Origin of the sequence: Collinsella aerofaciens (assembly GCF_019131995.1) — a bacterium.
GTDB lineage: Bacteria > Actinomycetota > Coriobacteriia > Coriobacteriales > Coriobacteriaceae > Collinsella > Collinsella aerofaciens_S.
This window is the reverse complement of the sequence record NZ_JAHONA010000004.1, coordinates 46,078-66,292: the sequence shown is the minus strand read 5'-3', so window position 1 is coordinate 66,292 and position 20,215 is coordinate 46,078. Positions and strand designations below refer to the sequence as shown.

15 protein-coding genes and 1 riboswitch are annotated in these 20,215 nt (G+C 59.5%); of the genes, 6 read left to right on the top strand and 9 right to left on the bottom strand.

Annotated features, from left to right (window positions below; genetic code table 11):
• Positions 1-17: 17 nt before the first annotated feature.
• The 3 genes from KSY82_RS02270 to KSY82_RS02260 form a co-directional block, all read right to left on the bottom strand.
• Entirely contained in the window at positions 18-1,052 is a 1,035-nt protein-coding gene (locus KSY82_RS02270; protein ID WP_217750126.1) for an amidohydrolase family protein, read from the bottom strand.
• Between the two features lie 226 nt (positions 1,053-1,278).
• Complete coding sequence (locus tag KSY82_RS02265) at positions 1,279-2,799, bottom strand: aminotransferase class I/II-fold pyridoxal phosphate-dependent enzyme (RefSeq protein WP_303246687.1); 1,521 nt, start codon at positions 2,797-2,799, stop codon at positions 1,279-1,281.
• 162 nt (positions 2,800-2,961) lie between these two features.
• Entirely contained in the window at positions 2,962-3,819 is an 858-nt protein-coding gene (locus KSY82_RS02260; protein WP_368042021.1) for a LysR family transcriptional regulator, read from the bottom strand.
• 118 nt (positions 3,820-3,937) lie between these two features.
• On the opposite strand from KSY82_RS02260, the gene KSY82_RS02255 reads away from it, so the two are divergent.
• Positions 3,938-4,849: a DMT family transporter gene (locus tag KSY82_RS02255; RefSeq protein ID WP_217750128.1), complete on the top strand. Its 912-nt coding sequence runs from the start codon at positions 3,938-3,940 to the stop codon at positions 4,847-4,849.
• Positions 4,850-4,988: 139 nt separating this feature from the next.
• The gene (locus tag KSY82_RS02250; protein WP_217750129.1) at positions 4,989-7,238 is read left to right on the top strand and encodes a KUP/HAK/KT family potassium transporter; all 2,250 of its coding nucleotides are present in this window, start codon (positions 4,989-4,991) and stop codon (positions 7,236-7,238) included.
• A 79-nt stretch (positions 7,239-7,317) separates the two neighbouring features.
• Here the strand turns inward: KSY82_RS02250 and bsh are convergent, their stop codons facing one another.
• The gene (gene bsh, locus KSY82_RS02245; RefSeq protein ID WP_217750130.1) at positions 7,318-8,283 is read right to left on the bottom strand and encodes a choloylglycine hydrolase; all 966 of its coding nucleotides are present in this window, start codon (positions 8,281-8,283) and stop codon (positions 7,318-7,320) included.
• A gap of 244 nt (positions 8,284-8,527) precedes the next feature.
• Positions 8,528-8,947 (bottom strand): peptide deformylase, encoded by a 420-nt coding sequence (locus tag KSY82_RS02240; RefSeq protein WP_217750131.1) that lies wholly within the window; start codon positions 8,945-8,947, stop codon positions 8,528-8,530.
• Between the two features lie 193 nt (positions 8,948-9,140).
• Between KSY82_RS02240 and KSY82_RS02235 the strand changes: the two genes are divergently transcribed.
• From KSY82_RS02235 to KSY82_RS02220, 4 genes are all read left to right on the top strand, one after another.
• Entirely contained in the window at positions 9,141-10,454 is a 1,314-nt protein-coding gene (locus tag KSY82_RS02235; protein ID WP_099431372.1) for an NCS2 family permease, read from the top strand.
• A gap of 207 nt (positions 10,455-10,661) precedes the next feature.
• Positions 10,662-12,428 carry a carbohydrate-binding domain-containing protein gene (locus KSY82_RS02230; RefSeq protein ID WP_217750132.1) on the top strand — a complete coding sequence of 589 codons (1,767 nt, stop codon included), beginning with the start codon at positions 10,662-10,664 and terminating at the stop codon, positions 12,426-12,428.
• Positions 12,429-12,699: 271 nt separating this feature from the next.
• On the top strand, positions 12,700-14,484 hold the full coding sequence (locus KSY82_RS02225) for a carbohydrate-binding domain-containing protein (protein WP_217750133.1): 1,785 nt from the start codon (positions 12,700-12,702) through the stop codon (positions 14,482-14,484).
• 285 nt (positions 14,485-14,769) lie between these two features.
• Positions 14,770-15,357, top strand: a complete 588-nt coding sequence (locus KSY82_RS02220) for an alpha/beta hydrolase (RefSeq protein WP_217750134.1) — start codon at positions 14,770-14,772, stop codon at positions 15,355-15,357.
• A gap of 61 nt (positions 15,358-15,418) precedes the next feature.
• Here KSY82_RS02220 and KSY82_RS02215 read toward each other — a convergent pair whose 3' ends face one another.
• The 4 genes from KSY82_RS02215 to KSY82_RS02200 all read right to left on the bottom strand — a co-directional run bounded on the left by KSY82_RS02215 (position 15,419) and on the right by KSY82_RS02200 (position 19,980).
• The gene (locus KSY82_RS02215) at positions 15,419-16,753 is read right to left on the bottom strand and encodes a uracil-xanthine permease family protein (RefSeq protein ID WP_217750135.1); all 1,335 of its coding nucleotides are present in this window, start codon (positions 16,751-16,753) and stop codon (positions 15,419-15,421) included.
• A gap of 122 nt (positions 16,754-16,875) precedes the next feature.
• On the bottom strand, positions 16,876-18,009 hold the full coding sequence (locus tag KSY82_RS02210; protein ID WP_118081344.1) for a 5-methyltetrahydropteroyltriglutamate--homocysteine S-methyltransferase: 1,134 nt from the start codon (positions 18,007-18,009) through the stop codon (positions 16,876-16,878).
• Between the two features lie 155 nt (positions 18,010-18,164).
• Complete coding sequence (locus KSY82_RS02205; RefSeq protein ID WP_118081346.1) at positions 18,165-19,061, bottom strand: LysR family transcriptional regulator; 897 nt, start codon at positions 19,059-19,061, stop codon at positions 18,165-18,167.
• Between the two features lie 10 nt (positions 19,062-19,071).
• Positions 19,072-19,980, bottom strand: coding sequence for an HAD-IIB family hydrolase (locus KSY82_RS02200; protein WP_118081348.1), 909 nt, complete (start codon positions 19,978-19,980; stop codon positions 19,072-19,074).
• A gap of 93 nt (positions 19,981-20,073) precedes the next feature.
• Positions 20,074-20,184: riboswitch (TPP riboswitch) on the top strand.
• Positions 20,185-20,215 lie beyond the last annotated feature (31 nt).

Genomic DNA, 20,215 nt, shown 5'->3' with positions numbered 1-20,215 from the left:
TCCCCTCTGATTGCCGCTCACTCGACACCGTACAGTTGCTGCGCCGTACCGCCAAGCACAAGGTCGCTGTCTGTATCGCTCAGATTTGCAGCGCGAACGCAGGCGACACCCTCGGTGAGCCACTCGCGTTTAACGGGATAGCTCGTGCCAAAAACAATATGGTCTGCACCCAGCACGTCAACCGCGCAGGCAAGGAGTGTCTTGCCCCAAGGCTGAGCATGGGACATGTCGAAATAGATGTTGTTCTCGAGGCGCCTGGAAACGGTCTCGGTATCGACCTGAAAACGGCCAGAAGCATCAGGGCGCTTGGGACCATGAGGCAGCAGCATCTCCTTGAACGCAAAGTATGCGCCGCCGAGCATGGAGTGGACCATCTTGATATTGGGGTAGCGCTCAAAGAAATCGCCAAAGATCTCTCGGCCGATCGCCGTAGTTTGGTCGACGCAGCGGCCATAAGAGCGGCGAAGGTTGTCGTACGCGAGAAGCGATTCGTTCTCGACCGGCACGGGAACATGGTGCACGTAAACGGTGACATGGCGTTCGTTCAGGTGCTCGAAAAAGCTCGAGAAGACCTGGTCGTCGAGATAGCGCTTGCCGTAGTGAGCGCAGAGTTGCACACCCGCAAAACCATCGTCGAGCCTGCGGTCGAGCTCCTCCAAATTCGCTTTGGTGCCAAAGGGCGGCACGGCGACAAGCGGAATCAGACGGCCACTTGACGCCTTCGCGTCAGCAGCCATACCGTCGTTGAAACGCCGGCACATCTCGAGCGACATCCACTCGTGACAGCCGGGGAGCTTGAGGATCGCCTTGTCGACCCCCGCCTCATCCATATCGGCCAAGCGCTTCTCGAGGGTGTAGTCGCCCTCAATGTAGTTAAGACCCGGAGAACCGGCGGGCATCTCGATCACGATCTGTCGTTTGCCGGCGGAATTCATGGTCAGATAGCCTTCGGTGTCATAGGCGCGGGGTACCTCGGCCAAAAACTGTTCGCAGAGCGTCTCGTCATGAAAGATGCGCTCGTCGAACCAGTAGGAATTTGCATCGATAATCATTGGTTGGAACCGCCTTTCATCTTGTTGAAAACATTCTAGAAAAGCAGGTACCCGGACATCAATTCCAGCTTAAGCCAACTGTATTCCATTTTGGAATAGAACTTACCGCTCACACGCGAACCTCGCTCGCTCAACGAGACAAGCGCTAACAGCACGGGCTTAGACAGAAAACGGTCGGCCCGCATCCGTTGCGGGCCGACCGTTTCATTACAGGCTACCTTTGCCGTTACGCCTGACGGTAATGGTCAAAGAAGTCGGCGAGGTCTTCGAGGGACTCTTTGAGCACTTCCATGCGCGGCAGGTACACGATGCGGAAGTGATCGGGCTCGGCCCAGTTAAAGCCGCCGCCGCGCGTGATCAGAATCTTCTTCTCGTGCAGCAGGTCGAGGGCAAACTGCTCGTCATCGGTGATGTTGAACTTCTTAACATCCATCTTGGGGAAGATATAGAACGCCGCGCGCGGCTTGACCACCGAGATGCCATCGATCTTGTTGAGTGCCTCATACACAAAGTTGCGCTGCTCGTAGACACGACCGCCGGGACGGATGTAGTCGTTGACCGACTGATGGCCACCGAGCGCCGTCTGGACGATCGACTGGGCCGGCACGTTGGAGCACAGGCGCATGTTAGAGAGCATGTTGATACCCATAATGAAGTCGCTCATGCAGCGCTGGTTGCCCGAAAGCACCATCCAGCCAATACGATAGCCCGCGATCATGTGCGACTTGGAAAGGCCGCTAAAGGTAACGCAGGGCAGATCGGGAGCGAGCGAGGCAATCGAGACGTGCTCGTAGCCGTCCATGCACAGACGGTCGTAGATCTCATCGGCAAAGATCATCAGCTGATGCCTGCGCGCAACCTCGACGATGCCCTCGAGCACCTCGCGCGGGTAGACCGAGCCCGTGGGGTTGTTGGGGTTGATGATGACGAGGGCCTTGGTCGCGCTCGTGATCTTGGACTCCATATCCTCCAGGTCGGGATACCAATCCGCCTGCTCATCGCATAGATAGTGCACGGGATGACCGCCGGCGAGGGTTGCGCACGCCGTCCAGAGCGGATAGTCGGGGCTGGGGATCAAAATCTCGTCGCCATTGTCGAGCAGAGCGTTCATCGAAAGCTGAATGAGTTCGGACACGCCGTTGCCCGTGTAGATATGCTCCATCTGAACATTGGGCAGGCCCTTGATCTGCGAATACTGCATGATCGCCTTGCGCGCAGAGAACAGGCCGCGCGAATTGGAATAGCCTTCGCAGTCGGGCAGCTGCTGGCGCATGTCCTTGATAACCTCGTCGGGCGTGCGAAAACCGAAGGGCGCCGGGTTGCCGATATTGAGCTTGAGGATGCGCTCGCCCTCGTCCTCCATACGGGCAGCCTCGTCGACGACGGGACCGCGCACGTCATACAGGACGTTATCGAGCTTGGTGGATTTAGAAAAAGTACGCATGGTGGTGCTCCTTGGAATTTGAGCTGAGAGACTAGGTTCGGATTTGGCAACGTTATGGGACGAGGACGTCTCGACTTGATCGGCGTCACTGGCGAGCAGCCAGGAAACATCGACCTCCAAAATACGGGCGAGCAGCTCTGCCACATCGCGCCGCGGGATCGTCTTGCCGCTCACATATTGGCTCATCTGACTCTTGCCGAGTTTTTTGCCGAGCATCTCCGATGCGCGGATTACATCCGACTGGCGAACGTCGCGATCGGACATGGTCTGTCGCAGGCGATCGCTAAACGTCTCTTGGGCCATTAGAACCTCCTTGCTGGCAAAGTTCAATTTATAGAACACAAATTGAACCTGAGTTCAATTTAGGCAGCAGTATAGCGCGGCGCATTATCCGAAAGTTCAATTTCATAAGAAAATGTACCGAACCCCGAGAATTGTCCCAAAGTAGACAACAGGTACGCGCTTTTAGAGATATTCAAGGAAACGAGCCGCCGCAAGCGAAACGTCAGCGGTGCGGTATATGGCGTTGATCTGCCGATGAGGATGTCCCTCGAGCGGGCGCACGGCAACATCGAACTGGCAGCGGCGCAAGATGAGCGCCGGAAGAATGCTCACGCCCAGACCGTCCTCGACCATGGCCATAATCGCATAATCATCCCAGGTCGACAGCTTAGAGCGTACCGCCAGGCCCGCGCGGTGAAACAGCGGCGTAATCTCGTCGTCGCTACCGCGTTCCAGCAGAATAAACTGCTCGTTGGCCAAATCGGCAAGGGAAACGACCTCCGCGGTAGCAAGCGAGGAGTCCGCTGGCACCACGGCCATCAACTCATCTTGCACCAACGGCCGCGACGCCATGCCGGCGCCGCGTGGTTCGCGCGGAATAAAGCCCAGGTCGCAGCGACCTTCCGCCACCCATTGCTCAATCTCGGAGTAATCACCCATCAGCAGCTCGTAATCGACGTCCGGGTGATCGGCGCGAAAGTGCGCAATCACCGGCGGCAGCACGTGGGTCGCCACGCTCGAAAACGTACCGATGCAGATTTTGCCGCGCATGAGCCCACGCATCTCATCCACCCGTCGCTGCAAACGAACAAATTCCTCGCACAACGCCTCGACCGCCGGCATAACTTGCCGCCCATCGGCAGAAAGCACTACGCCCTCGCGGCTTCTATCGAGCACTTTAAAGCCCCAGTCGGCCTCGAGATCGGCCACCATACGGCTCACGCCCGACTGCGAATAGCTCAGCCGCTCGGCGGCGCGCGTAAAACTTCCGGCGCGCACGGTCTCAAGCAGCACCTGCATCTTTTGAATATTCGTTTCCACGGCACCCCTCCACATATGCATGAGCTTTTGTCATGTTATCTATGAATTTTATTCGCTTTTCTTCTATAGCCAGTTCACCCATAGTGAACATGCTCGGATATAGAGGGGATGTCAGCGTATGAACAACGGACTGTTTACGTACTTAGCAGCATTGCTGTTGTTTGGCTCCAACGGCATCATCGCCGCCGCCATCGCGCTGCCGAGCTCCGATATCGTGCTCCTGCGCACGTTTTTGGGCGCACTCTCGCTTGTCACCATCCTCGCCATCACCCAACGCCATAAGTTGCAGGCGCCATCTCGCCCCCGCGAAGCCGCAGCCCTCCTCCTCTCGGGAGCCGCGCTGGGCGCCAGCTGGATTTTTCTGTTCCGAGCCTACCAGACGATCGGCGTCGGCGTTTCCTCGCTGCTGTACTACTGCGGCCCCATCATCGTCATGGTCCTCTCCCCACTCATCTTTGGCGAAAAGCTGACCGGCGGCAAAATCGCCGGGTTTATCGCCGTCGCCTGCGGCGCTTTTCTCATTGCAGCGCAAGGTCTAGGCGGCAATATGCCCATTGCGGGTATCGCCTGCGGCATCGCCTCGGCATTTTGCTATGCGCTGATGGTCATCGCCAGCAAGGGTGCGCCACACATCGAAGGCCTCGAAAACTCCACGCTCCAGGTGAGCGCCGCCTTTGTGACCGCGCTGGTCCTCACGCTCATCACGCAGGGCGCCCCCTCATTCCTGTCCGTCGGCGTCGCCGCCGGTATTGATTGGCGCACCGTCGTCATGCTCGGCGTCGTCAACACCGGCATTGGCTGCCTGCTCTATTTTAGTGCTGTCGCCAAGCTGCCCGTCCAGACTGTCGCGGTCGTCGGCTACCTCGAGCCGCTTTCGGCCGTCGTGTTCTCGGCCGTCCTTTTAGGCGAAGCCATAACGCCGGTCCGTCTGATGGGTGCCGCACTTATCATCGGCGGCGCGATCTTTTGCGAACTCGCCGGCAAACGCGCAGGTGCCAAGACCGGCATCGCTCAGGCAGCACGCGCCTAACAGCCCCTGCTTTGAAATGCCACCTGCGTACATGAATAATCCCCAGATGGGGATTATTGTCTAAAACACCCCGATGTGCCAAACTGCTCTTATATGTATAAAGATGGCATAAAGGTCTGCTGCCCTTTGCAGGGGCCGGATGTCTAAGGGAGTCCACGTGGCACACAACAAACTGGAGGCAAGCCCCCAAGACCAGCGTGGTCAAGGCGGGCATGGAGCCATTCCCCTCTCCGCTGGCATGCTGCTCGTAACGCTCGGCGTCGTCTACGGTGACATCGGCACGAGCCCCATGTACACCATGAAATCAATCGTTGCCAACAACGGCGGCATCGGTACCGTCAGCGAGGACATGATCCTGGGCGCGCTTTCGCTCGTCATCTGGACCATGACGCTCGTGACCACGGTCAAGTACGTGGTTATCGCCATGAAGGCCGATAACCACAACGAGGGCGGCATCTTCGCCCTGTTTAGCTTGGTGCGCAAAGTGGCGCCGTGGCTGATCCTTCCCGCCATGATCGGCGGCGCGGCGCTGCTCGCCGACGGCATCCTCACCCCCGCCGTCACGGTTACCACGGCCATCGAGGGCTTGCGCACTATCGAGTGGGGCCATGCGCTTTTGGGTGACGGCCAGACCAACGTCATCATCATCACCATCATCATTATCTGTGGCCTGTTTGCCATGCAGCGCGCCGGCACCTCGTCGATCGGCAAGCTGTTCGGGCCGCTCATGACGCTGTGGTTCCTGTTCTTGGCTGGCGCCGGCCTGTTCAACATGCTCGGCAACCTGTCCATCCTACGCGCGCTCAACCCCATCCGCGGCATCATGTTCCTGTTCTCGCCCATCAACCACTCGGGCATCATGGTGCTCGGCTTCGTCTTCCTGTCGACGACCGGCGCCGAGGCGCTCTATTCGGACATGGGTCACGTGGGCAAGGCTAACATCTATGCATCCTGGCCGTTTGTTAAGGCGGCCCTTATCCTCAACTATCTGGGTCAAGGAGCTTGGCTGCTCGCCAATAACTCCAACCCCCAGATGCTCGCGATGGATATCGTCAACCCGTTCTATATGATGCTCCCCGAGCCCCTGCGCCCCTTTGCCATCGTGCTTTCGGCCGTAGCGGCCATCATCGCCTCGCAGGCGCTCATCACCGGCTCGTTCTCGCTGGTATCCGAGGCAACCCGTCTCAATCTCATGCCGCATCTGCGCATCCACTACCCCAGCGACACCAAGGGCCAACTCTATATTCCGCTCGTCAACAACATCATGTGGGTCGGCTGTATCTTCATCGTGCTGCTGTTCCAAAACTCCGAGCGCATGGAGAGCGCCTACGGCCTCGCCATTACCGTGACCATGCTCATGACCACGACGCTTTTGACGAGCTACATCGCCGGCATCCTCAAACACAAGCTGGGCGCCTGCGTCTTCGCCCTGCTCTTTGGTGCCATTGAGCTGTGCTTCTTCGCTTCGTGCCTCACCATGTTCTTTGACGGCGGCTACGTCATGATCTTCCTGGCCGCGCTGCTGTTTGGCCTTATGTACGTGTGGCGCCGCGGCACCGCCATCGAGCGCACGCAGACGATCCTGCTGCCCGTCTCCAAGTACATTGACCAGCTCGGCCGCCTGCGCAACGACGAGACCTACCCCGTGCTCGCCGACAATCTGGTGTTCCTTACCAACAGTCCCGACCCGCTCACGCTCGACCGCGACGTGCTCTACTCCATCTTGGATAAGCATCCCAAGCGCGCCAAGGCATACTGGTTCATCAACGTGCATGTCACCGATGAGCCCTATACGCACGAGTATTCCGTCGAGACCTTTGGCACAGACTTCCTATTCCGCGTGCGCTTGGACCTGGGCTTTAAGGTCAATCAACGCATCAACGCCTACCTGCGCCAGATCGTTGGCGACCTGATGGCATCGGGTGAGTTGCCGCCGCAGCATCACACCTACTCCATCTACGAGACACGCGGCAACGTGGGCGACTTCCGTTTTTGTATGCTGCGCAAGATGCTTGCCCCCGAAACGGACATCAACCGCAACGACCATCGCGTCATGGCCATCAAGTACGCCGTCCGCCGCGCCTGTGGAAGCCCGGCACGTTGGTATGGTCTCGAGAACTCGGCCATCATCATTGAGTACGTACCGCTCTTTGCTCGCATGCGCCCGGCCGTCAAACTTGTGCGCACCCAGGTGCCACTCGAGGTTCAGATCGAAGAGGCCGAGGAAATGGAAGTCGACATCTTCTCGGACGACTTGGTCAATGGCAACGAGGCCGGTAGGGACATGAACGTCGATCCCACCGAGCTGCTCGAGAGCGTCGCCGATACGCCCGAACAGCAACAGCTCGACGGCCTCGAGAGCGAACAGCTCAACGACGCCAACTTCTAGCGCCGTCACCCATCGACGATAGCGGCCCTGCACCTCGCGAGAGATGCAGGGCCGTCTTGTATTGCAGTAAAGCTAGCGGCTACGAACGACGCGGCTCGGGAACCACGAGTCTATCGGGGCTCGCGCCCTCGGCATCCGTCAGGCTCACGTAGCGAATCGACGGATCCCCATACATCGCGTAGTAATAATTGCCCGTGCGCGCGCTAAAGCATCCGGTATAGATAGTCTTCTCGAACTTGCCATCGCCCATCCTGGACGCCCCCTCAATCATCACCACGCCCTCGAGTGAACGGAACATGCGGACGACGTTTTCGGTCTCGCTCTCCTTTTGCGGGTAATTGGCATTGAGGTACGCCGCCTTTACAAAACGGCTCGGCGAATAGCAGTCACCCGGAATACCGCGCATGCCGGCACCCGCGCCATAGGGCTTGAGCTCGGCGCCACGCCATGTCGCCGTCTGCGGAAAATCGCTTGTGGCCGTGATATAGGTGCGCAGGTTTTCCATGTGCCACGGGAAGGTGGGCTGATTGGCAAGGGTGTCGACCGGATCGTCGTATACATGCAGGCCGTCAGCCATCATCTCGACCACGATGCTACGCTGGCTGTCGCCGATAATCCAATGGAGCAGCGACACGCCCAGCCCCTCTCCTGCAGATTTGGCGACAATCACCGTATCGCGCAGCGCAGCCTCGACCTCGTCGACCGTCGAGAACGTCGCTGCCACCCACAGGGGAAACTCATAGGCTGCGATATTGGTCTTGCCGTCGACAGGGTCCTCGGCATACTCGGCATAACCCGGGAAATTGAGACCCGCCACGGCGAGGCCCGCATCGTTGCCGCAGTCGAAGAACATGGGATAGTTCTTGTAATCGATGCACATACCGATCACCGCGTGTGCCGCTGTTGCGTCGTCGATAAACGAATACGGAATGTGAAACCCGCGCGGCATCACGCGAACCTGTTGGCCGTAGTCAAAGCTCCAGTCGAGGTTGCGGCCTAGATACATGTGGCCGGAATTATCGGTAAATCGAATGCTCGTACACATAGCGCCTCCCAGCTTTACGTTCTTGCTAAGGTTATTGTCACCAAACAAAGAGGCGCTAAACACAAAAGCCCGGACATGACAACAATGTCACGCCCGGACTATTCAAGCAGGATAAACTCAACCAAGTTAACCCCGCAGGTCGTCTAAGGGGTCAAAGTGCCGCAGATTGCCACGAAAGAGGAGCGAAGCGTACTTAAGGTACGCGAGCGACGATTGAGCGGCAAGGTGCGGTGCTTTGGTCCCCTTAGACCAACTTTCCTAGACAGTGATCAATCATGTGTTGAATCATTTGAGCCTCGAAGCCGACGAAGCCCTGCTTGCGCTCGCGCATCTTGCCGTCTACGATCACGTCATAAGCGACCTTGCACTTGATGTAGCGCGTGGACTTGGTGATCTCGTCGTGCGTCAGGCAGCTCTCCTCCATCTTGCTGGCGCCCAGGCCAAACACCAGACGGGGGTTGTAGAGCACGTGGGGCTCGCCGGCGTCGTCCAGGTAGACGCAGACCTTCTTGGTAACGCCAATCTGGTTGGCGGCAAGGCAGCCGGCGTCCTCGAGCGACTTGATGGTATCGATCAGGTCCTGTGCGACCGACTCGTCCTCGACAGTCGCAACCTCGCAACGCTGGGACAGGATAGCCTCGTCGTGGCAGAGCTCTTTAATCATACGTTCCTCCATAGGGGTCGTTGTAACTGCTTAAGTATACGGTACCCACACATTTTCATGCGAAAAATACCGTCCGTCTGCTACAAAGCGCCGAACATCAACATGCGAGGAACAACAGCGTCGTAAAGGGGCTATAGTGAGAACGTTCGTGTCAATCGGCCTAAACTCGGGGCCGAACAAGGAAAGGGTATGCATGGACGAACTTTTTCACGTCAGTGAGCGCAAGTCCACAATCGGGACCGAACTTCGCGCTGGACTGACAACGTTCCTGGCAATGGCCTACATCATTGCCGTCAACCCCGCGGTGCTCTCGGGCGCCGGCATCGATGCGGGAGCGCTCGCCTGCGCCACCTGCCTGGGCGCCGGCATCATGACCATCTGCATGGGTATCTTCGCCAACCGCCCGCTCGCCTGCGCGTCGGGCCTGGGCATCAACGCCATGATCGCGGGCATCGCCACCACCATGTGCGGCGGCGACTGGCACGTTGCCATGAGCGTTATCTTCCTCGAGGGTATCGTCATCTTGCTGCTCGTCCTGTGCGGCCTGCGCGAGGCCATTATGGACGCCATCCCCGTGGTCCTGCGCCACGCCATCTCGGTTGGCTTGGGCCTGTTCATCGCCATGATCGGCCTGTGCGACGCCGGCATTATCACCGCTGGCGCCGGTACGCTCGTCGGCCTGGGCGACATCGCCTCCCCCACCTTTATCGTCGGCATCATCTCCATCATCGTGACGGTTGCCCTGGCTTCCCGCAACGTGCCGGGCTCGCTGCTCATCGGCATCATCGTCGCCGTTATCGCCGGTATCCCGCTGGGCGTCACCCATGCGCCCGAGGGTCTCATCGCACCGCTCGACTTCTCGACCTTTGGCGCCCCGTTTGCCAGCACCGCCGATGGCAACATGGCCATCGTGAAGGTTCTGACCGACCCGATGCTGCTCGTCGTTGCCTTCTCGCTGCTCATGAGCGACTTCTTCGACACCATGGGCACCGCGATGGCCGTCGCCAAGCAGGGCGAGTTCTTGACCGAGGACGGCAATGTCGAGGACATCCGCCCCATCCTGGTCGTCGACTCCGTGGCCGCTGCTGCCGGTGGCTTTATGGGCGTCTCCTCCATCACCACCTTCGTCGAGTCCACCTCTGGCGCTGCCGACGGTGGCCGCACGGGCCTCACCTCCGTCACCACCGGCGTGCTGTTCATTCTCGCCGCGTTCTTCTCCCCCATCGTCACCATCGTTTCCAGTGCCGCCACCTGCGGTGCTCTGGTCTACGTCGGCTACCTCATGATGAGCGAGGCCTCCGAGATCGACTGGTCCGACGTGTCGCAGGGTTTCCCGGCGTTCATGATTGTCGCCGGCGTGCCCTTCACCTACTCCATCTCTGCCGGAATCGGCCTGGGCTTTATCGCCTACGTGATCGTCGCGCTCTTTAAGGGCGAGGCCTCCAAGATCAAGCCGCTCATGTGGATCGCAGCCCTTGCCTTCCTCGTCTACTTCTTTGTAGCGTAGCGGCAAAGCTGCCAAAGCAGAACACCAAAGCGCGGAGTCGCATCGAGCGGTTCCGCGCTTTTCTTTTAAAGCCAGGCAACGCACGGACGCGCGATGTATTGCTTCCCAAGTTTTGGACATTTTGCCCTCCAAACGGCACTACCGCCGGCTTCATCCTGCAGATATGCTGGGCGTAATCGCATAGGCCCTATGAGGATGGGAGTAACCATGGCCGCCTTGTTCACGACCCCCAAGCGCAATGACAAAACCTCTGGAGCCCATTTTGTCGAGCCCGACGTGCGCCGTCGCACGCTGCTCGCACACGGCAGCTGGCGCCGCGTGACGCGCCGCATCGTTGTAGGCGCCGTATGCGCGCTTACGGTGAGCTCGCTGCTCATGCCGAGCGTCTCGCTCGCGGCCGAGTGGGTCAACGTCGGCGGCACTCAGTACAACACTGCAGCAGGCGACGAGGCCGGCACCTGGGCCTGGGACGGCGCCGACGATATGAAGCTCAACGGCTATAACGGCGGCGCGATCGAGGCAGCGGGCAAGCTCAACGTGAGCTACGAGGGCGACAACATCGTCACTAACGGCGACGACCGCGGCATCAAGGTTAAGGATGGCGCGAACGAGAACGCCGAGCTTAATATTCAGGGCGACGCGTCCAGCACGCTCAACGTGACATCTTCTCGTGACGCCATCACTTCCGTCGGCAGCATCAACATCGACGGCGCTGGCACTGTCAACGCCACGAGCACCGAGCACGATGCCATCGATGCCGGGGGCGATGTCACCATCAAGGGCTCGGGAAACGTTAACGCCACGGGCGATTCGGATGGCATCAGGGCCGACGGCAACATCACGATCGACAACAGCGGAACCGTCACCGCCAAGGCCACCGAGGATCAGGGTATCGATGCTAACGAGAACCTCATCATAAAGGGCGGCGGCAAGGTAGAGGCAAGCTCTATCAAAGACAATGCGATTTGGGCCGACGGCAACATCGAGATCTCGGGTGGCAGCCAGGTCAAGGCAAGCTCCGAGGAAGACGCCGCCATCGACGGTAAAAACAGCCTCACGGTCACGAACGCTTCCCTCAACGCAAGTGGCGTTGGGTATGGCATCTATGTCTACAAGGGCATCACGTTCGATGGCGCAACCGTAACGGTCCGTGCAAGCGCAGGGAACGATGAAGCCAGCGCCCTCTTCACCGACGAGGACGACATCGTCATCAAGAACGGCTCGATCGTGGATGCGTTCGCAGAAGGCCAGTTCTCGACCGCAATCTCCACCAGAAACTACTACCCCAACGAAGCGGGTGGTCACATCTACATTAGTGACTCCGTTGTCAAGGCTATAGCCCGCTATGTCGAGTCCGGTAGCGACGGCCCCGATCACTACAGCAACGACCAAAGCGGCGCGGTCATTCCCGAGCATAGGGGCGTGAACATCGGCATCTTTGCCCGGACCAAGGAGGGCATCACGCCCGCGACCATCTCGATTGTCCGCAGTAAGGTCACAGCTGAGGGAGACACGGCGGCAATCTTCGCCCTTGCCGTGAGCGCGGACGGCGAGACAATCGGCACCATCGAGATCGAAGGCGCTCCCATCCAGACGCCCACAGGCGGCAAGATCATTGGCTATCGCAACAAGGAAGAACTCGATGACGGCATCTTCTACGTGGTGGGTCAAACCATCGGCACGGGCGACGCTGTGATCGACTCCCCCTATAACGAAGCTGTCGCCAAGAGCACGGTCATCGCGCCTCCCGAGGAGATCAAACCCGAGGAGAAGCCAGGCGAGACCAAGCCCGAGGGTTCCAAGTCCGAGGGCACGAAGACGACCAAGACCGTTGCAGTTGCAGCCACGGGAGCCAAGATCGCCGGCAAACTCGCAGCAACCGGCGACGCCTCGAGCGCAGCCATCGTGGCAGCCGCCCTTGCGGGAACAGCCGCCATCGCCGCGGGCGCCGTGGTGAGCCGCAAGCGCTCGTAAACACTTTTTCGCACGGGACGGGTGGATCGCGGCCCTTGCCTTCCTCGTCTACTTCTTCGTAGCGTAAGGGCAAGGCTGCAAAAGCTGAACAATAAAGCGCGGAGTCGCCATGCGGCCCCGCGCTTTTCTTTTAGCGCCGGTCCCTGCGCCGGCGTGCGGCCTATTTCTCCCCAATTTTGGCCATTTTGCCCTCCAAACGGCACTACCGCCGGCAACATCCAGCAGATACGCTGAATCTAGTCGTATAGGCCCTATGAGAACGGGAGCAACCATGGCAGCCTTGTTCACGACCCCCAAACGCAATGACACTACCGCCGGAACCCATGTTGCCGAACCCGACGTTCGCCATCGCATAGGACTCGCGCACGGCAGCTGGCGCCGCGTGACGCGCCGCATCGTCGTGGGCGCCGTGTGCGCGCTCACGGTGAGCTCGCTGCTCATGCCGAGCGTCTCGCTCGCAGCGGAATGGGTCAAGGTCGGCGGCAACAAGTACAACACCGCGGCGAGCGACGAGGCCGGTACCTGGTCGTGGGACGGCGCCGACGACTTGAAGCTCAACAACTATAACGGCGGCGAGATCCAGGCCGCAGGCAAGCTCAACGTGAATTACTCGGGAACCAACATCGTCACTGCCGAATGGATCGAAAGCATCAACGTTTCTCATGGCACTAACGAGAATGCCGAGCTCAATATCCAAGGCGACGAGGGCGGCACGCTCAGCGTGACATCTACTGAGGACGCTATCCTCTCCACGGGTAATATCAACATCGACGGAGCCGGATCCGTCAACGCCACGAGCACTGGGTTTGATGCCATCAATGCCGGAGGTGATCTCGCTATCAAAGGTTCGGGCAACGTCAACGCCACGGGTGCATCGGATGGCATCAGGGCAAACGGCAATATCACGATTGACGACAGCGGAGCCGTCACCGCCAGGGCTACCAAGGACAAGGGTATTGGAGCCGACAAGAACCTCACCATCAAGGGTGGCGGGACGGTCGAGGCAAGCTCAGCCGATGGTGAGGCCCTTTGGAGCGGCGGCAATATCAACATCTCGGACGGCGGCCAGGTCAAGGCAAGCTCCGAGAAAGACGCTGCCGTCGAGGCCAAGGGCAGCCTCGCAGCCACAAACGCCTCCCTCAACGTAAACGGTGTTGAATATGGCGTCTATGCCCACAAGGGCATCACCCTCGATCATGCAAACGTGACGGTCCGTGCAAGTAAAGGCAGATACGGTGGCGCCAACGCCCTCTTCACCTACCAGGACGACATCGTCGTCAAGAACGGCTCCACCGTGGACGCGTTTGCGGAAGGCGAGGTTTCGGCTGCATTCTCCACCAGAAACGATCGACCCAACGAGAAGGGCGGCCACATCTACATCAGCGACTCCGTTGTCAAGGCCATAGCCCGCTATGTCGAGAACGGCGACGGCCCCATCCCCTACAGCGAAAACCAAGATGGCGAGACGAGGCGCGAACCCCAAGGCGAGAACATCGGCATCATCGCCCAGACCAGCGAGGGCGTCACACCCGCAGTCATCTCGATCATCCGCAGCAAGGTAACGGCCGAAGGAGATACAGCGGCAATCTTTGCCCGTGCCATGAGCGCTGACGGCAAGACAATCGGCACCATCAAGATTGAGAACGCCGCCATCCAGACGCCCGAAGGCGGCAAGATCATTGACTATCGCAAGCTCCGTGACGGCATCTACGAGGCAGGCCAAGCCATCGGCACGGGCGACGCCACGGTCGACTCCCTCTATATCAAAGCAGTCGCCAAAAGTACGACCATCGCACCTCCCGAGGTAGCCAAGCCGGAAGACCCCAAGCCCGACGAGACCAAGCCCGCAGAAAGCAAGCCCGCGGAGTCCAAGCAGAACCCCAAGCCTGAGGGCTCAAAGCCGACCAAGGCCGTTGCGGCTTCAACCACGAAAGCCAAGACTACCGGCGTGCTCGCGGCAACCGGCGACACCTCGGGTGCGGCCATCGTGGCAACCGTCCTTGCGGGAACAGCCGCTATCGCCGCAGGCACCATGGCGAGCCGTAAGCGTTCTTAGACGCCTCTGCGCACATGGCAGCTCCCGCGAAGGCCCCGAGCCCCAGCACCGTTTAACAACGCCACCGCCGAGCTCCCCTCCGGCGGTGGCGTTTTCCATATGCGTCCGCAGGGGATGCACGAGATTGTCTTTGGTCTAGCCCAACCGGCATACGCTGGCGTGCGACAATTGGGGCTGCCGATATCACAACACTGAGAGAAGCCCGTCATGGAAGCGCATCAAAAGCAGATAACCGTTTATTAGAATCATACGGAAAGCGCGCCTGTCATCTACCTTCCTGTGGTCGTGGGCGACGGCAGCGAGGTTTATAAGTGTTGCCGAGAGCTCGACTGTCCGCCATTCGCCCTCGTCACCATTGGCGGGCTCGATTGGAATCGCGAGCTGAGCCCCTGGGCATGCGACGGGACCGTACGCGATGCCGAGCCTTTCGGCGGCCAAGCTGCCGATTTTCTTGATGAGCTGCTGAATCAGATAATCCCCCAGGTCGAGTCGTCGCTTCCTCAGCCGCCCACCCGGCGCGGCATTGCCGGTTACTCGCTCGCGGGCCTCTTCGCACTCTGGTCCCTCTGGCAAACCGACGCCTTTGACCGCGCCGCGAGCGCATCGGGGTCGCTATGGTTTCCCGACTTTGTCGACCGTGCCAGCACGGCCCCTTTTGCCGGCAGCCCGCAAGCCGTCTACCTGTCACTCGGCAAAAAGGAAACCAAGACGCCCAACCGCATGATGCGGCATGTACTCGACGACACACGCGCGATGGAAGCGTTGCTCGTCGAGCGCGGCATTCCAACAACGCTGGAGCTCAACCCCGGCAATCACTTTGCCCAAACCGACTTACGCATGGCCCGCGGCATCCACTGGATACTGACACATTAAAAATGGTGCCCACACGCATATACGCATGGGCACCATATCTTGTTTTAGCTGAACGCAGCTGCTACTCAGCAGCCTCCTCAAGCTCGGAGACATCAAACTCAAAGTCGTTACCCGGCAGGATGGCGTTGAGCACAATGCCCACCAGTGAGCCCACGGCAATGCCGGACAGCGAAATCGTCACGCCGCCGAGCTCCAACACGATGGCGCCGGCGGTGCTGTACGCGATGCCGAGCGAAAGCACGAGCACCAGCGCGGCAACCAGCACGTTGCGGTTGTTCTGGAAATCGACCTGGTTCTCGATGAGGTTGCGGACGCCCACAGCGCTGATCATGCCGTAGAGCACGAGCGACACACCGCCGATCACACACGCCGGCATGGCCGCAATGACAGCCGCGAACTTGGGGCAGAACGAAAGCACGATGGCGCAACACGCGGCAATTCGAATTACGCGCGGGTCGAACACGCGCGTCAGGGCGAGCACGCCGGTGTTCTCACCATACGTAGTGTTGGCCGGAGCGCCAAAGAGCGAAGCCAGAATCGTGGCAAGGCCGTCGCCGAGCAGCGTGCGATGCAGACCGGGATCGGCAATGTAGTTGCACTCGCAAGTCGAACCGATAGCAGAGATATCGCCGATATGCTCGATCATGGTCGCGAAGGCCAGCGGCATGATGGTGATGATGGCCGTCGTGGCAAGACCGCTATCGAACTGCGGCCCAAAGAGTGCAAACACGGTGTTGTCCCACACGATGGGCAGACCGACCCACGGAGCGGCGGCAACGCCCGAGAAATCAACCTCGCCGAGCGCAGCCGCAACGGCATAGCTCACCACAACGCCCAGCAAAATCGGCACGATCTTGACCATGCCACGGCCCCAGATGTTGCAGATGACGATAACGGCAACGCCAATGACAGCCACAAGCCAGTTGGTCTGGCAGTTAGCAATAGCGGAACTTGCCAGGATCAAGCCGATGGAAATGACGATGGGGCCAGTCACCACCGGCGGAAAGAAACGCATGACACGCTTGGCGCCAAACGCGCGGAAGAGCGCCGCCAGCACCGGATAGAGCAGACCGGCACAAGCTACGCCCAGGCAGGCGTAGGGCAAAAGCTCGGTCTCGCCGTTGGGCGCGATTGCGGCATAACCGGCAATAAAGGCAAACGATGAGCCAAAAAATGCCGGCACCTTACCGCGCGACAGGAAGTGGAACAGCAGCGTGCCCAAGCCGGCAAACAAAAGCGTTGCCGATACCGAGAGGCCGGTGAGCACGGGCACCAGCACGGTGGCGCCAAACATGGCAAACAGGTGCTGTAGGCCGAGCAGAAACATGCGCGGGCGGCCGAGCGACGATGCGTCGTAGATGGCATCGCTGACGGCGGGCGTCGAGGACTGGGACATGGATGTCCTTTCGAATGGAAGGGCGATCAGGCATATCGGATAACCTGCCCGAACGATACGATCCGAACCATTGTACGCGATACACTATGCCTCGCACGCGCCGCCACCTGCAAACACTAGCGCTATTTCCAAACGCGCTCGGCAATGCGCTTGACCAGCGCGATCTTTGCCCATTGCTCATCCTCGGTCAGCTTGTTGCCAATCTCGCAGCTGGCAAAGCCGCACTGAGGCGACAGATACAGGTTCTCGAGCGGCACGTACTTTGCGGCTTCACGGATGCGCTCGACGATAACATCCTCGTTCTCGAGCTCTGCCGCCTTGGTGGTTACCAAGCCCAGCACGACCTTCTTGCCCGGGGCAACGTACTTGAGCGGCTCAAAACCGCCGGCGCGCGGCGTATCGAACTCCAGGTAAAATGCATCGACATCCTCGTTTGCGAACAGGTACGGCGCGATGGGGTCATAGCCGCCCTCGAAGGCATAGGTGGAGTGGTAGTTGCCGCGGCACACATGCGTGTTGATGACCAGATCGTCGGGCTTGTCCGCGATGGCGGCATTGTTGAGCGCCACGCCCAGCTCGCTTACCTTTTGCAGGTCGACCGGGCTCATGCCGGTTTTGGCGACAAAATCGGTGTCGCAGTAGATGCCCCAGGTGCAGTCATCAAACTGGATGTTGCGGCAGCCTGCTGCGTACAGGTCGGCGATCACCGTGCGATAAGCGGCTGCGATGGCGTCGGCAAGTTCCTCATCGGTCTTATAGACAGCGCGCAGGCTCTCCTGCTGGCCGTCGCAGCGGTCGAGCGTGACTTCGGAGAACGTCTGGATCGGCGCCGGAATGGTTTGCCGCGCGACCTGGCCCTCCCCCTCGAGCACCTTGACAAATTTAAAGTGTTCGACGAACGGATGGTTCTCGCCGCTAATGGGGCCGGTTACCACGGCGGTGTCGGCTGTGGTCTCCTCGTCGTGGAACATATAACCCGTACGCGAGGTACGGCGTTCAATGCCGTTAAGGCCCCACATAAAATCGAGGTGCCAGTAGCTGCGGCGAAACTCACCATCGGTGATGACCTGCAGGCCGGCGGCCTTCTGCTTTGCCACCAAATCGCGAATGGCATCGTCCTCGACGGCCTTAAGGCCGTCGTCATCAAGCGTGCCCGCGGCGTAGGCGGCACGGGCGTCCTTCACGGCCTGAGGACGAAGAAAACTGCCGACGATATCGGCGCGAAACGGCGCGTTCGGTTGAATCGAAGTGCTCATAGATATCTCCCTTTGAATTGGTTGCTTTACTGGGACAGAGTATGAGCGCTCCTATGGCCATCGTATAATATATGTTTATAACAGTTTGATATAGATGCTTCCTATATCAGTTTGGGCTGCCTTAAAGAGATTTGACCTGTGCAGAACGCAGCAGCCTAGATATGTTGGCGGATCGCGTCGATATAGGCCCGACCGTAGCGCGTGAGCGTCGTATTTTTGCGCGTGATGATGCCGATCTCCATGTACTCGTCCACATCGAGCGGAATGGAGATAATACCCGGCCCGTTGAGCTCGTGGCTGATCACGCCCGAACACACCGTGTAGCCGTTGAGGCCCATGGCCAGGTTGAACAGCGTCGCGCGATCGCGCACGCGGATGTTCTTGCGGCGCTCAAACGTCGAGGTCAGTTCCTCGGAATAGTAAAACGAGTTGTAGCTGCCCTGCTCGTAGGACAGGAAGGGATAGTCCTCCAGGTCCTCGAGCGTCACGCTGGAGCGGCCCGCCAGCGGATGGTCGGCGCACACAAAAACGTGCGGCGTGGCGCAGAAGAGCTCTTCGAACACGAGCTCGTTGGCCGCCAGCATGCGCTCGATGACCTCGCGATTGTGCTCGGACAAGTACAAGATGCCTAGTTCGCTTTTCATATGCGCGACGTCCTCGATAATCTCGTGAGTCTGCTCCTCGCGCAGGGTAAAGTCGTAGCGCGCGGCATCGAACTCACGGATCACATCGACAAACGCGTTGACGGCAAAGGAATAATGCTGGCAGCTCACACTAAAGTGCGGCACCTGCTCGGACTCGCCCTTGTACTTGCCTTCGAGCAGATCCGCCTGGTCGAGCACCTGGCGCGCGTAGCCCAAGAAGGTCTCGCCCTCCTCGGACACAATGACACCCTTGTTGGTGCGCTCAAAGATGTGCACACCCATCTCGTTTTCGAGATCGCGGATCGACGCAGTAATCGAAGGCTGCGACACAAAAAGCCGGCGCGAGGCCTCGGTGATGCTGCCGCATTCGGCAACTTTGACGACATACCTGAGCTGCTGAAGCTTCATAGCTTTCTCCCTAGACGTTCGTGACGTCGAAACCCGTCGCATCCATCTGACGCATAAACGGCGGCATCTCCCCCGTCGCGGCACAGGCGGCAATCTGATGCAGAGCCCCGGCAACCGCATCGTCTGCCGCAGCGCCGATATGCCAGCGCGCGGCAGCCGTGACAGCCTCGTTGGCATTGGCGACTGCAACGGAGTTGGGAACGGCATCGATCATGGGCAGATCGTTATCGGAATCACCGAACACGGCCACCTCGTCGGGCGTCAGGCCCAAAGCGCGCGCCAGCTCCAGCGCAGCGCAGCCCTTGTCCCAACCGGCCGGAAGGATGTCAAACAGGCGCACGCGGTTGTTGGGAAACACAAGCGAGAGCTCCGGCACCTCGGCGGCAACGCGCTCGCGTAGCTCCACGAGCTCCTCACGTGAACGGGCACTCCAAATATTCGCCTTAAACACCGGGGCATCATCGACAACAGGACGGCACGGGGCCTCTTCGCCCTTGAGCCACGCGTTGCCGCCCGACTCCATGGCGCGGCGTACGCGCTCGGGGTCGTTCGTCACGCAATAGGCATCGTTATCCCAAAAGTCATCACCCAGGCTGTAGACCTTCAGATACGTATCGTCGGTCTCTTGCTCGAGGTAATCGGCCAGACGCGTCAGGGCATCGTTGTCGGTCGCATGCGAGGCCACCGCCTCGCCGTCCACAAACATGACCTGGCCGTTGCAGAACGCGCCGGTCGAGAAGCACTCGACGCAATTGCGGAACATCCAGCCCATCGCGGACGGCTGGCGACCCGAAACCGGGCCAAAGTGCAGACCCGCCGCCTGCATGGCATGAATGCCCTCGATGGCGTAGTCGCTGGCGCCGTCATGCCCGGCTGGAATCAGCGTATCGTCCATATCGGTCAGCACAAGTTTAATCATAAGGCCCCCATTCGTATCGGTCCTACCTATTGTAACGACCTGCCAAAATAAACCTGTCCCTTTTTGGCAGGTGCGCTAGTATAGGGAACAACAGATTCGATGCGGGAGTGCCGGCGGTGCAAACCACAAGGCTGAGAGGGCATGGGGCCCAATCCTTTGAACCTGTCAGTTAATGCTGGCGTAGGGAGCATGCCGCCTTTACAGGGGCGCTGTCTATGCACAGCGCCCCTTTTCT